The sequence below is a fragment of the Eikenella sp. HMSC071B05 genome (assembly GCF_001811325.1).
GTDB lineage: Bacteria > Pseudomonadota > Gammaproteobacteria > Burkholderiales > Neisseriaceae > Eikenella > Eikenella corrodens.
The window spans coordinates 612,158-624,701 of the sequence record NZ_KV804551.1 but is presented as its reverse complement, the minus strand read 5'-3'; the positions used below and the strand labels follow the sequence as shown (position 1 = coordinate 624,701).

General features: G+C 55.3%; 18 protein-coding genes and 2 tRNA genes. 15 read left to right on the top strand and 5 right to left on the bottom strand.

Annotation, left to right across the window (positions count from 1 at the left end):
* Positions 1 to 177: 177 nt before the first annotated feature.
* Genes ubiE through HMPREF2796_RS09135 form a run of 5 tightly spaced genes read right to left on the bottom strand, consistent with a single transcriptional unit; the run spans position 178 to position 2,658 of the window.
* Positions 178 to 915 (bottom strand): bifunctional demethylmenaquinone methyltransferase/2-methoxy-6-polyprenyl-1,4-benzoquinol methylase UbiE, encoded by a 738-nt coding sequence (ubiE, locus tag HMPREF2796_RS09155; RefSeq protein WP_064086886.1) that lies wholly within the window; start codon positions 913 to 915, stop codon positions 178 to 180.
* 30 nt (positions 916 to 945) lie between these two features.
* Positions 946 to 1,302: a hypothetical protein gene (locus tag HMPREF2796_RS09150; RefSeq protein WP_070633058.1), complete on the bottom strand. Its 357-nt coding sequence runs from the start codon at positions 1,300 to 1,302 to the stop codon at positions 946 to 948.
* Between the two features lie 29 nt (positions 1,303 to 1,331).
* Entirely contained in the window at positions 1,332 to 1,706 is a 375-nt protein-coding gene (locus tag HMPREF2796_RS09145; RefSeq protein ID WP_003823024.1) for a hypothetical protein, read from the bottom strand.
* The gene (locus HMPREF2796_RS09140; protein WP_070633056.1) at positions 1,694 to 2,095 is read right to left on the bottom strand and encodes a gamma-butyrobetaine hydroxylase family protein; all 402 of its coding nucleotides are present in this window, start codon (positions 2,093 to 2,095) and stop codon (positions 1,694 to 1,696) included. The genes HMPREF2796_RS09145 and HMPREF2796_RS09140 overlap by 13 nt, the downstream gene beginning before the upstream one ends.
* A gap of 26 nt (positions 2,096 to 2,121) precedes the next feature.
* Complete coding sequence (locus tag HMPREF2796_RS09135) at positions 2,122 to 2,658, bottom strand: GNAT family N-acetyltransferase (RefSeq protein WP_070633054.1); 537 nt, start codon at positions 2,656 to 2,658, stop codon at positions 2,122 to 2,124.
* 182 nt (positions 2,659 to 2,840) lie between these two features.
* Between HMPREF2796_RS09135 and HMPREF2796_RS09130 the strand changes: the two genes are divergently transcribed.
* From HMPREF2796_RS09130 to HMPREF2796_RS09060, 15 genes are all read left to right on the top strand, one after another.
* Positions 2,841 to 3,197, top strand: a complete 357-nt coding sequence (locus tag HMPREF2796_RS09130) for a hypothetical protein (protein ID WP_070633052.1) — start codon at positions 2,841 to 2,843, stop codon at positions 3,195 to 3,197.
* 10 nt (positions 3,198 to 3,207) lie between these two features.
* Positions 3,208 to 4,008 carry an NAD(+) synthase gene (gene nadE / locus HMPREF2796_RS09125; protein ID WP_070633050.1) on the top strand — a complete coding sequence of 267 codons (801 nt, stop codon included), beginning with the start codon at positions 3,208 to 3,210 and terminating at the stop codon, positions 4,006 to 4,008.
* A 2-nt stretch (positions 4,009 to 4,010) separates the two neighbouring features.
* Entirely contained in the window at positions 4,011 to 4,709 is a 699-nt protein-coding gene (locus HMPREF2796_RS09120; RefSeq protein WP_070633505.1) for a YggS family pyridoxal phosphate-dependent enzyme, read from the top strand.
* 141 nt (positions 4,710 to 4,850) lie between these two features.
* A complete protein-coding gene (locus HMPREF2796_RS09115) occupies positions 4,851 to 5,369 on the top strand; it encodes a hypothetical protein (RefSeq protein WP_070633048.1) in 519 nt (172 codons plus the stop codon).
* Positions 5,370 to 5,471: 102 nt separating this feature from the next.
* Positions 5,472 to 6,266 (top strand): pyrroline-5-carboxylate reductase, encoded by a 795-nt coding sequence (gene proC / locus HMPREF2796_RS09110; protein ID WP_070633047.1) that lies wholly within the window; start codon positions 5,472 to 5,474, stop codon positions 6,264 to 6,266.
* 6 nt (positions 6,267 to 6,272) lie between these two features.
* A complete protein-coding gene (locus HMPREF2796_RS09105; RefSeq protein WP_064086879.1) occupies positions 6,273 to 6,833 on the top strand; it encodes a YggT family protein in 561 nt (186 codons plus the stop codon).
* Between the two features lie 92 nt (positions 6,834 to 6,925).
* Positions 6,926 to 7,342, top strand: coding sequence for an RNA polymerase-binding protein DksA (gene dksA / locus HMPREF2796_RS09100; RefSeq protein WP_003823010.1), 417 nt, complete (start codon positions 6,926 to 6,928; stop codon positions 7,340 to 7,342).
* A 165-nt stretch (positions 7,343 to 7,507) separates the two neighbouring features.
* Positions 7,508 to 7,584: transfer RNA gene (locus HMPREF2796_RS09095), tRNA-Met, on the top strand.
* A gap of 4 nt (positions 7,585 to 7,588) precedes the next feature.
* Positions 7,589 to 7,664 (top strand) — tRNA-Ala (locus HMPREF2796_RS09090).
* A 398-nt stretch (positions 7,665 to 8,062) separates the two neighbouring features.
* Positions 8,063 to 8,833 (top strand): PhnD/SsuA/transferrin family substrate-binding protein, encoded by a 771-nt coding sequence (locus HMPREF2796_RS09085; protein ID WP_070633044.1) that lies wholly within the window; start codon positions 8,063 to 8,065, stop codon positions 8,831 to 8,833.
* A 97-nt stretch (positions 8,834 to 8,930) separates the two neighbouring features.
* Positions 8,931 to 9,221 carry an ACT domain-containing protein gene (locus HMPREF2796_RS09080; protein ID WP_210385358.1) on the top strand — a complete coding sequence of 97 codons (291 nt, stop codon included), beginning with the start codon at positions 8,931 to 8,933 and terminating at the stop codon, positions 9,219 to 9,221.
* A gap of 190 nt (positions 9,222 to 9,411) precedes the next feature.
* Positions 9,412 to 10,767 (top strand): PFL family protein, encoded by a 1,356-nt coding sequence (locus HMPREF2796_RS09075; RefSeq protein WP_070633041.1) that lies wholly within the window; start codon positions 9,412 to 9,414, stop codon positions 10,765 to 10,767.
* Between the two features lie 60 nt (positions 10,768 to 10,827).
* Positions 10,828 to 11,610: a tryptophan synthase subunit alpha gene (trpA, locus tag HMPREF2796_RS09070; protein WP_070633501.1), complete on the top strand. Its 783-nt coding sequence runs from the start codon at positions 10,828 to 10,830 to the stop codon at positions 11,608 to 11,610.
* Positions 11,611 to 11,970: 360 nt separating this feature from the next.
* Positions 11,971 to 12,177, top strand: coding sequence for a hypothetical protein (locus HMPREF2796_RS09065; protein WP_070633039.1), 207 nt, complete (start codon positions 11,971 to 11,973; stop codon positions 12,175 to 12,177).
* Between the two features lie 2 nt (positions 12,178 to 12,179).
* Positions 12,180 to 12,413 (top strand): colicin immunity protein, encoded by a 234-nt coding sequence (locus tag HMPREF2796_RS09060; RefSeq protein ID WP_070633037.1) that lies wholly within the window; start codon positions 12,180 to 12,182, stop codon positions 12,411 to 12,413.
* Positions 12,414 to 12,544 lie beyond the last annotated feature (131 nt).

Genomic DNA, 12,544 nt, shown 5'->3' with positions numbered 1-12,544 from the left:
GTGTGGAAGTTCGAGTCTTCTCCTGGGCACCAAAGAATACAAATAAATGATCCTGTATGGTATGAATGAGCCATGCAGGATTTTTTATTGTTTGTTGCGCGGACTCTGTATTAAAAGGCTACCTGAAACGTTTTTCGGTTTCAGGTAGCCTTTTACTTTACAAACTACAAACAGCAATCAGAATTTTACGCCTTTGTGCAGAGCCACTATGCCGGCACTCATGTTGTGGTAGTCCACGCTGTCGAAGCCGGCGTCGAGCATCATTTGCTTGAGGGTTTCCTGGTCGGGATGCATGCGGATGGATTCGGCCAGGTATTGATAGCTGTCGGCATCTTTGGCGATGAGTTTGCCCATCAGCGGCAGGAGCTTGAAGGAATAGAGGTCGTAGGCCGGAGCAAGCGGCTTGGCCACTTTGGAAAATTCCAGCACCAAGAGTGTGCCGCCGGGCTTGAGCACGCGGTGCATTTCTTTGAGGGCGGCGTCTTTGTGCGTCATGTTGCGCAGGCCGAAGGATACGGAAACGAGGTCGAAATAGTTATCCGGGAAGGGGAGTTTTTCGGCATCGCATACGGCCACGGGCAGGAGCAGGCCTTCGTTGAGCAGGCGGTCGCGGCCCACACCGAGCATGGAGGAGTTGATGTCGGTAAGCCAGACTTCGCCGTCTTTACCCACACGTTTGGCCCAGCCGCGCGAGAGGTCGCCCGTGCCGCCGGCAATGTCGAGCACTTTACCGCCTTTGGGCACGCGGGCGGTGGTGAGGGTGAAGTGTTTCCACACGCGGTGCAGGCCGCCGGACATCACATCGTTCATGATGTCGTATTTTTTGGCGACGGAGTGGAATACTTCGGCCACTTTGGCGGCTTTTTCGCTTTCGTTTACGGTGCGGTAGCCGAAATGGGTTTGCTTGTCGGTCATTATGGTGCTTTCAGGTAGCCTTTGGGCGGGTTACATCAGGTTTTGGCTGGTGGCGCAGCTTTGCAGGCCGGCCACCAGTTTTTGGAAGATTTCCTGGTTTTGGTCGTTGGGGGACAGGCCGGCACGAATCAGGTCGCGTTTCCACTTTTCGCGGTCGGTGTACTGGGCGGAAGCTGTGTCGTAGGCGCAATGGCAGAGCTTGGAGGCTTCTGCTTGGTTCAATTGGCGTTTGAAGGCTTGCGGATCGAGTGCGCCTTTGACACAACCTTCGATAAAGCCGTCTTTGGCTTCTTGCTCGGTTACGTTGCTGGCGGCTTTATTGGCAATAAAGTCGCAGCCGGCCAGGAGCAAGAAGCTTAAGGCGATGAGGGCGGGTTTGGTGGACATAAAGTGCTTTCAGGTAGCCTGCAGAAGGGTTATAGCTGGCCTTTGGAGAAGCGGTCGATACAGGTGGTCATGGCGGCTTGGATTTTGGCTTCCAGCTCTTTGTTGTTTTGGTTCAGGCCGTAGCGGATGAGGTCTTTCTTCCACTCTTCGGAGCTGCTGTAGGTGGAGGCGGCTTGGTCGTAGGTGCAGCCGCACAGTTTGGTGGCTGCTTCGTTATTGATTGAGCCTTTGGAGGATTCGACGGCAGATTTGGCGCAGTTGGTAACGAATTCGCTGCGGGCTTTTTGGTCGTCGATTTGCCCGGCGGCGTTGTCGGCAACTTTGTCGGCAACTTTATCGCAGCCGGCCAGCAGCAAAACGGAGGCGGCGATGAGGGCGGGGAGTGTGCGGCTTAATGCGGACATTTCTTTCCTTTCGGGATAGCAAGGGTTTGTTCGGTAGGTTCGCGGGAGGCGCCGGCTTCTTCAAGGCGGCGCAGGTAATCGGGCCACATTGTAGCGTATCCGCTTGCCAATTCATACAGGTAGCCCCAGCTGTAGAGGCCGCTGTCGTGGCCGTCGGAGAAGGTGATTTTGAGGGCGTAGTTGCCGGCAGGCTGCAGGTCGGTGATGCTGATGCCGGCTTTGCCGGCTTGCAGTTTGGCCTGCCCGTGGCCATGGCCGCGCACTTCGGCGCTGGGGGAATACACGCGCAGGTATTCGACGGGCAGGGTGTATTCGGCATCAGGGTAAACCAGTATGAGGCTTTGGCGGCCGGATTCTAGGCGGATTTGTTGCGGAGGTTGATGGAGCATGGGGTTCCTTTGCTGTGTGATAGAGGCTACCTGAAAATGGGGGCGGCAGCTAATGCGTATAGCAGGGCGGTGTGCGTTTCGCCGGTGAGCTTGGAAAAGAAGTGCTCTATGGTTTGCTGGTGGCGGAAGCCGCATTTTTCCAGCACTTTTTGTGAGGGGATGTTTTCTTGATAAACGCCGGCCAATAGGCGGGTTAGCCTTAGTTTTTCAAAAGAATAGGCAATCATGGCTTGCAGGGCTTCGGTGGCATAGCCTTTGCCCCAGAAGCTTTCGCCCAGCCAATAGCCTATTTCGGCTTCGCCTGCGGCCAGTGGCAAATTGCTGTCGTTCGGGAAGAGGAGGCCGATGCTGCCGATGAGTTGATTGTCGGCCAGACAGATGGCGAAGGAATGGGGCTTAAGCAGGATATGTTCGATAATTTCCCGGCTTTCTGCCACGCTTTTGTGCGGAAGCCAGCCGCACATTGCGCCTATCTTAGGGTTTTGGGCTTGCGCGTAGAGCGCGGCAGCATCGGCGAGTGTCCATGGGCGGAGGATAAGGCGGGCGGTACGGAGGGTTTCCATTGCTTGCTTTCGGTTTGAGCGGCGCAGAAAGCTGCGGCGTTCATTGTTATTACGCTGAGGCTTCAGTTTTCAGGTAGCCTCTGCAGAATTTTAGCAGATTGCCGGGCTGGGCTTGGCATTTGGCTTTTGGGCGGATTGGCGATATATTACCCGCTGCTGTGCAACCGAGCGAAGGGTGGCAAATGAGCGAGATAGAATTGTTGGCACACATCATCAAATGGCGCGACGAGCTTTCGGCCGATGTTCGGGTGCTGAAAAGTGATGCGGATATTTTTGTGCGCCCGTGTGCGATTAGGATTCTGCTCAGCCTGCTGCTACGGGAAGGCTACCTGAAAAATGACGATAACGATGAAGTGGTGCTCGAAATGGAGCTAAACCGGGCAACTTTGCAAGGCAGGGTGGATGTGAGCGATTTGCTGGGGCGATATTATTATTTGGAAGAGAATGAAAAGATTGCCGATGAAGCCTGCCTGGCTTCGTTGAAAATGTATATCCAACAGGCTGCTAATGCATTATGCGTTGGCGGCTCATCAAAATAGGAAAAACATGATGCAAACCCAAGCTGTTATCCGACACATCAGCCGCTGGCTGGCCGATTATGCCGTGCGCGCGGGCGCGAAAGGTTTTGTGGTGGGCATTTCCGGCGGGGTGGATTCCGCCGTGGTGTCTGCCCTGTGCGCACACAGCGGGCTGGACGTGTTGTGTGTGGTACTGCCCATCCGACAACAGGCCGACCAGTTGCAGCGGGCCAACGAACACATCGCCGACTTGCAGCGCCGTTTTATCAACGTGCGCAGCCAAACGCTGGATTTAACCCCCACTTTCGAGCAGTTCGAGCGCAGCGTGGCCGACACCGCCGCCACCAATAAAAACCTGGCCATGGCCAACACCCGTTCCCGCCTGCGCATGGCCGCGCTGTATTACTACGGCCAAATCAACGGCCTGCTGGTGGCGGGCACGGGCAATAAGGTGGAAGATTTCGGCGTGGGCTTTTTCACCAAATACGGCGACGGCGGCGTGGATTTAAGCCCCATCGGCGATTTGCTCAAAACCCAGGTATACACCCTGGCCGAAGCCTTGGAGGTGCTGCCCGCCATCCGCCAAGCCGCACCCACCGACGGGCTATGGGACGAAGAGCGCACCGACGAGCAGCAGATGGGCGCGAGCTATCCCGAGCTGGAATGGGCGATGGCGCAAAGCGAAGCGGGCCGCCGCGCCGAAGAATTTGCCGGTCGCGAGCGCGAAGTGTTCGAGATTTACCAACGCCTGCACCGCGCCACGCTGCACAAAATCCAGCCTATCCCCGTGTGCAAAATTCCCGGCGAATTATTTGATGAAAAGGAAAAATGATGATGAGAGTGCTAACCATGAACCTGCACGCCGTGCGCGCCCGTATTTGGGCTGCCGCCGAAGCGGCAGGCCGCCCCGAGCCCGAGCTGATTGCGGTGAGTAAAACCTTTCCCGCCGCCGATGTGCGTCTGTTGTGCCAGAAAAGTGCGCAGCGTGATTTCGGCGAAAACTATCTGCAGGAATTTGAAGAGAAAAGCAGCGAGCTGGCCGATATTCCCGACATCTGCTGGCACATCATCGGCCATATCCAATCCAACAAAAGCCGCATTGCCGCCGAACGCGCCCATTGGGTACACACCATTGACCGCGAAAAAATCGCCCGCCGCCTGAGCGATCAGCGGCCGGAAACCATGCCGCCGCTGCAAGTGCTGATTGAAGTGAACATTGGCGGCGAAGACGTAAAACACGGCGTGCCGCCGCAAGAGGAAACGCTGCGCGAGCTGGCTTTTCAGGTAGCCTCTTTGCCCCGGCTGAAGCTGCGCGGCCTGATGTGCGTGGCACGGCTGGGCAGCAGCGAAGAAGAATTGCGCCAGCAGTTTGGCCGCATGAACGAATTGCTGCAATTTTTGCAGGCGCAGGGGCTGGATGTGGACGTGCTCTCGATGGGCATGTCGGAGGACTTGGAAACCGCCGTTGCCTGCGGCGCCACCCATGTACGCATCGGCAGCGCCATTTTCGGGCAGCGGGATTATGGCGGTTAAAGGTTTCAGGTAGCCCTTTGCTGCTAGGGAAGGCTACCTGAAAACTGTGCTGCACTGTGTACAGACTCCGTTTTAACTTCGTTGCAGCTGCGGCTTTCAGGTAGCCTCTAGGCTTCCAAAGCCGGCTTGGAAATTGGAAACATGTTTACCCCGCTTTCTGCAGAACAAATCATGGCCAGGCTGCCCAAGCGCGCAGTTGCGGTTAAGAGTTTGGACAAACTGCCGCCTTTGCCTGCGGCGTATCTGTCTTTTGTGCAGCAATGCGAAAGCGTGGAAATCACGCCCGATATCCGGCTTTGGGATTATCAAACTGCGTTTAACGAAAACCGCCGCCTGGGCAGCGACTATCCCGATGTGGCTGCGCGGTATTGGCTGATCGGCGATGCGGGGCAGGGCGATACCTGGTTTATTGGCAAAGAGAGCAGGAATATCCTGTTTTACGACCACGACCAAGGCGAATACGATGAAGCCGAGGCGCGGTTTGCCGATATGGGCATCGGTTTTATTTCCTTCCTGCAAACGGCCTTTCTTTTGCAAGAGCTTGAAGGGCTGCTCGATGCGCAACCGGAACTCAGCCAGCCAATACAGGATGCTTTCAAAACCCAGATGGATACCATTGCACCGGGTTTGTATGAGCAATATCCGTTTGCATATTGGTAGGCAACAGGCTACCTGAAAAGATGCAGATAGGTTTTCAGGTAGCCTGTCGGCAGGTAGATGAGGTTACCTGAAATGTTCAAATCACCACATTAAGGAAACATCATGACCATCTATTTTCTCGGCGCAGGCAATATGGCCTCTGCCATTATCGCGGGCATGAGCTGCGCCGGCGGTTTCGATATCTGCGCCATCGACTACAGTGCCGACAAACTGGCCATGCTGGCGCAGCAATACGGCATCGCCACTGCTGCCGATCTGCCGCCGCTGAATGATAGCGACGTGCTGGTGCTGGCGGTGAAGCCGCAAGATATGCAGGCGGCGCTGCAAAATATACAAACAGGCGGCGCGCTGGTGTTGTCGATTGCCGCCGGGCTGCCGTGTGCGGCCTTGAGCCGCTGGTTGGGCGGTACGCGCCGCATTGTACGCATTATGCCGAACACGCCGGCGCAAGTGGGGCAGGGTGTGGCCGGCTTGTTTGCCGACAGCGGCGCATCCGCTGCCGACCGGGAATTGGCCGACCGTATCATGCGCGCCAGCGGGCAAACTCTGTGGCTGGATAGTGAAGACGGCCTGCACCGCATCACCGGTATCAGCGGCAGCGGCCCGGCCTATGTGTTTTACCTGCTTGAAGCGCTGCAAAACGCTGCAAGGCAGCAGGGTTTCAATGCGGAAGAAGCACGGCAGCTCAGTTTGGCTACTTTCCAAGGTGCGGTGCGGCTGGCTGAGCAGAGCGGAGAAGAGTTTTCCGATTTGCGGCAAAAAGTTACCTCCAAAGGCGGCACCACTTATGCTGCGCTGCAAAGCTTTGAGGCGCACGGCGTGGCCGATGCGATTGGCGCGGGCGTGGCCGCCTGTGTGGCGCGTTCGCAGGAATTGGCTGAGCAGTTGGCGGAATAGGGCGGTATGTTTAATCAATTTGTCGCCCTGCTCGCCGATGCGCTGGCCATGCTTCTGTTGGCACGCTGCCTGCTGCAATACGGCCGTTTGAATTATATGCATCCGTTGGCGCAGTTTTGCTGCCGCAGCAGCGACTGGCTGGTGAAGCCGCTGCGCCGCCTGCTGCCGCCCTTGGGCGGTTTGGACAGTGCCTGTATTTTGGCGGCCTGGCTGCTGTATGCGGTGTTATATTTGTTGTTGTCGCTCATCAATCTGCCGGCAGGGATGTTCGGCTGGCAGATCGCGGCGGCTGATGTGTTGCTTGCTGCGCTCGCCCTGACGCGTTCGGCGGCTTATGTGTTGCTTGGCGGTTTGTTGTGGCGCATGGTGCTGTCTTTATCACAGGCGTATTCGCCGCTGGTGGCAGTGCTCAACCGTGTGTATGAGCCGCTGTGCCGCCCGTTTGCCTTTTTGCGTATTGGCCGCTGGGATTTTTCAGGTAGCCTGTTGGCACTTTTGCTGTGGGGTTGGATTAGCTGGGGGCTGCCGGCAATTATCATGCATTTGAATTTTTTGCTCTTGCCATAAGCTGGCGGCTGTTTTATATTCCGCCTTTTTATAAAAGAAGCAGCCGCTGGCGGGAAGGGGCGGTTGGTAGAATTTCACAAAAAGGATAACTCATGGCAAAACTAACCGAGCAAGACATCATCAACTGGAAAGGCCCGGAAGAGGAGTATATGAATGCCGATCAGCTGGCTTTCTTCCGTGAGTTGCTGGTTAAGCTGCAAGATGAGCTGATTCAAAAGGCGGCCGACACCACCGGCCATCTGCAAAACCATGAAGCTGCTCCCGATCCGGCCGATCGTGCCACGCAGGAAGAAGAATATGCGCTGGAGTTGCGCACCCGCGACCGTGAGCGCAAATTGCTGAATAAAATCCAGGCCTCGCTGCGTCAGATTGATGAAGGCGAATACGGCTATTGTGTTGATACCGGTGAGCCCATCGGTCTCAAACGCCTGCTTGCCCGCCCCACCGCTACTTTATCGGTGGAAGCGCAAGAGCGGCGAGAGCGCATGAAGAAACAGTTTGCGGATTGATGCTTCAAACCAACTGGCCGGCAAGTGGAATGCCGGCCTGTTTGGATTGTGCAAAAGCAGTGTGAAAATTAGTTATCTATATAAATCAGGCTGTAGCAAAAAAATTGTGTTTTGGGGTTTGACAGAATTTAAGAAAGCCGTATAATGCGCGCTTTCTGAATGAGCGGCGAATTAGCTCAGCTGGTTAGAGCAGAGGAATCATAATCCTTGTGTCCGGGGTTCGAGTCCCTGATTCGCCACCAAATTGGGGGTATAGCTCAGTTGGTAGAGCGCTTGCATGGCATGCAAGAGGTCAGCGGTTCGATCCCGCTTACCTCCACCAAATTTCAAAGAGTCGGCTAAAACAGCCGGCTCTTTTGCATTTTCAGGTAGCCTTTGCCGTATGGTGTTGGGTATACACACTTGATGTGGTGGAGGAGAATCAATATTGGCAGCAAACCCTTGCCTGATGCTGCTTCTCTCAAATCCATGCCAAGCAAAAAATCACCTATATAGGTGGTTTTTTATCGTAGGTAAAGGTGGTAAGATAATTACATTAGAACGATAATGACTCTTTTCGCCCATGCTGTTTTGGGGCGATAAGGGTAGGGCGCTTGGAATGCAGTTGATGTTTGAATTTCTAAGTTTTCAGGTAGCCTCAATCCAATCTTGAAACACAAACACACATTCTCATTTGTTGTAAATACAGGAATTACCCAGCAAAAACAAGGAAAAAGTTTTATGGTGCAACAAGCTGGAATCAACTTTGTGGTGGCGCCGGATTACCTGCCCGACCACTTCAGCCATTGGTATCTACTCAGCAGTCATTTACAGCGCGAAACCGAACTCTCCATCCATTTGCATCTGCCTGCTAATGCTGCAGAAATACAGGAGTTAGCCGAGAGCGGCAAAATGGATATGCTCTATGCCAATGCTTTTGATGCCGTGGCACTGATTAAAGACAAAGGCTATTTGCCGCTGGTGTGTTTGAAAGATAAATTCGATGAAGCCGTAGTGGCCGTATCAGCCGAATCAGAGTATCAAAAAATAGAAGATTTGCCGGTTGATGCGTTGATTAAAACCGGCCCCAATCCCGATATCCGCTGCCTTGGCCTACGTTTGTTGAAACAGGCCGGGTTGGATGTGGAACAGCTTAAAATCGAAGAAGCCGCCACCTTCCCCCAGGCAGCTTCCGCCCTGATTAGAGGCCAAGCACAGGCCGGTTTCTTTCCGACCAGCACCTATGCCCACATGAGCAAACGTACGCTTGAGCAACTGCGCGTGTTGCAGGAAAGCAGTTTTGCCGCCGTCACACATATGGTGGTGTTGCATCCCGATTTTGCCGAGCAGCAAGAAGCCCTGCGGCAGGCATTTGCCGAGATGGCCGACAAACCCACCGGCAAAACTACGTTGGAAGCATTGGATTTGCCTGCCGGTTTCGCTACCCTCACCCAAGAAGCCGCCGAACAGATGGTGGCCGATGCCGAAGAAAACGGCAAACAGGATGATTGAGCGCGGCCACTGTTTTATGCTTATATCCTAGAGGCCTTTGCGAATACACCGCAGAGCGGCACTTCGCAAAGGCCTCAAATTTTCACACGGAAATTGAATGACTATGCCCCAGCACACCCCTCATTCCATACTCACCATTATCGGCAAAGACCGCATCGGCATCGTTTACGACGTATCCAAACTCTTAGCCGAACATCAAATCAACATCCTCAATATCAGCCAGCAGCTCATGGGCGAATATTTCACCATGATTATTCTGATGGACACCAGCCGCTGCCCGCAAAGCCGAGAAGAAATGCTGAGCGTATTCGCCCAAGCCGGTGAGAAGCTGGGCTTGGATATCCGCATGCAAAACGAAGCCTTGTTCAATGCCATGCACCGGATTTAATCTTCAGGCTGCCTGAAAGTTCTTCACCGCGATTACAGTATTTCAGGCATGGAATAGGTTTCAGATAGCCTAGAGTGAAGAAATACCCAGAGATATTCGCATACCAGATGCGCAAAAGTGTTGAGGGGACCCATGGAAATATGTATGTCAAACTCAAAATCTAATCCAACAATATAAAGGCTACCTGAAAATGTCCCTTCGCTTTACCGAAATCTTAGAAACCGTCCGCATGGTTGCCGACCAAAATTTCGACGTGCGCACGCTTACCATCGGCATCGATTTGCACGACTGCATTTCGCCTGATATCGACCAACTAAACCAAAATATCTACGATAAAATCACTCGCGTTGGCAAAAACTTGGTTCAGGTAGCCCGCGAGCTGTCGGCCAAATACGGCGTGCCGATTGTGAACCAGCGCATTTCCGTAACACCCATCGCCCAAATCGCCGCGGCCACGGGCGCGGACAGCTATGTTTCCATTGCGCAAACGCTGGACAAGGCAGCCAAAGCCATCGGCGTGTCGTTTATCGGCGGCTTTTCTGCGCTGGCGCAAAAAGGCATGTCGCCTTCGGATGAAGTGTTGATCCGCTCCATTCCCGAAGCGATGAAAACTACCGACATCGTGTGCAGCTCGGTCAATATCGGCAGCACTCTCGCCGGTATCAATATGGATGCGGTGAAGCTGATGGGGGAAACCATCAAACGCACAGCGGAAATCACGCCTGAAGGTTTTGGCTGCGCCAAAATCGTCGTGTTTTGCAACGCGGTGGACGACAATCCGTTTATGGCAGGCGCGTTCCACGGTGCGGGCGAAGGCGATGTGATGCTGAACGTGGGCGTGTCCGGCCCCGGTGTAGTGCAGGCTGCGCTGGCCGATTGTGCGGGCAAAGATCTGACTGAAATCGCCGAAATCGTGAAGAAGACCGCGTTTAAAATCACGCGGGTGGGCGAACTGATCGGGCAGGAAGCGGCACGCCGTCTGAACATTCCATTCGGCATTTTGGATTTGTCGCTCGCGCCCACGCCCGCCGTTGGCGATTCCGTTGCCCGCATTTTGGAAGCGATGGGCTTGAGCGTTTGCGGTACGCACGGCACCACTGCCGCACTCGCGCTGTTGAACGACGCAGTGAAAAAGGGTGGTATGATGGCTTCCTCTGCCGTCGGTGGCTTGAGTGGTGCGTTCATTCCCGTGTCGGAAGACGAAGGCATGATTGCGGCGGCAGAAAGCGGCGTGCTGACACTGGACAAACTCGAAGCCATGACCGCCGTATGTTCCGTGGGGCTGGACATGATTGCCGTGCCGGGCAACACCTCAGCCGCCACCATTTCCGGCATCATCGCCGATGAAGCCGCCATCGGCATGATCAACAGCAAAACCACCGCTGTGCGCATTATCCCCGTCACCGGCAAAGGTGTGGGCGAAAGCGTGGAATTCGGCGGGCTGCTTGGCTACGCGCCGATAATGCCCGTGAAGGAAGGAAGCTGCGAAGTGTTTGTGAACCGCGGTGGGCAGATTCCCGCGCCGGTGCAGTCGTTGAAGAATTAAACCGAAGGCTACCTGAAACCTTAGTTTGGTTTTCAAGTAGCCTCAGATATGGATGAAATCATGAGCAGAATCAAACAAGTTTTTCAAAATACCGATGTACATAAAGCCTTGGTTGCCTACATCACCGCCGGCGACCCGAACCTTGAAACCACGCTGGAGCTGATGCACAGCCTGGCTGCCAACGGCGCGGACATCATCGAGCTGGGCGTGCCGTTTTCCGACCCGATGTCGGATGGCCCTACCATCCAGCGTGCCGCCGAGCGCGCCTTGGCCAACGGAGTAAGCCTGACCGACGTGTTGGAGACCGTGCGCGGCTTCCGCCAAAGTAACCAGAGCACGCCCGTGGTGCTGATGGGCTACCTGAATCCGATTCACAAAATGGGCTATGAGCCATTTGCCCGTGCCGCCAAAGAAGCCGGCGTGGACGGCGTGCTCACAGTGGATAGCCCGATTGAAACCGTGGCCCCGCTGCATAACGCGCTCAAAGCCGCCGGGCTCGACACCATTTTCCTGGTTGCCCCCACCACCGGCGAGGCGCGGATGGCCGAAATTGCCAAGCTGGCTTCTGGCTTCGTGTATTACGTATCGCTTAAAGGCGTTACCGGTTCGGCCAGCCTGAACACCGCCGAAGTGGCGGAAAAAGTGGCCGTGCTGCGCCGCCATGTGCCGCTGCCGATTTGCGTGGGCTTCGGTATTTCCGATGCCGAGAGCGCGCGGCAAATCGCCGCAGTGGCCGACGGCGTGGTGATCGGCAGCCGCATTGTAAAAGAAATCGAAGCCAATCCCGGCCGCGAAGCCGAAGCCGCAGGCAAACTGGTGAAAAGCCTGAAAGAAGCCGTTTGAGGCTACCTGAAAACCAAGCCGGACAATGAAACCATGGCTGCGGATACGGATATTGCTTTGGACAGCCTGCGTTGGGAAATCTGCCCCGATTTCGGCAACGATTGCTAGAGTGCAGGCATCAGCAGCGCCGATATCTACCTGAACGGCGCGGCATGGGGCAAATATTGGGCATGCTGGCCGCCCGCAGGCGCGGGCGGGGCAAAATTGCTGCTTTCGCTCTACAACCCCGTGTTGTAGCGTCCCGATACGGCCATCCTGTTCCAATGTGTTGCCGGTTCAGGCATCTGCCTGCCGCTGGATGCCGACGAAAGTCCGTGGCCGGGCGATTCGTGGGGCAACCGCCCCATCCCTGCCGCCGAAGTGGCGCAATACGAAAAATACCGCTTTGCCCAACGGCTCGCCCAACACCTGACCATCCTCGACCCCGCCCTCGCCCGCTGCCTGAAACGGCTGCCCGGGCTTCATATCGACTTGGAAAACCTGTCGGCATACCGCGAGAGCGAAGGCTGCCATTATGTGCGGCAAGAGCACTGGCAGCGCCTACTGTCTGCCTTTGAGGCTACCTGAAAATGACACGAGACGAATTAATCGGCTTAGGGCAACGCATTTTGGCGGAAGAAGACGATGAAGTGTTGGACAGTTTGATGGCAGAGTTCGACCGCAATGTGCCCCATCCCGAAGGCAGCAGCCTGTTTTTCTACCCCGAAGGGTGGAACGCCCGCAGCAGCGGCCTGGCGGATTACGCGCCCACGGCGGAAGAAGTGGTGGATGCCTGTTTGGCCTACTGCCCGATTTGCTTGTAAAACCGCCGCCCGTAGCCAGGCAAAATCCTTGCGGTCTTTACAAAACTTGCCTAAACCGCCGCTATTGGCTACTATCCCGCCCGGCTGTTGCCCCAAGTGGCAAACCAAACCTAATTAGGAGCAAATGGAGT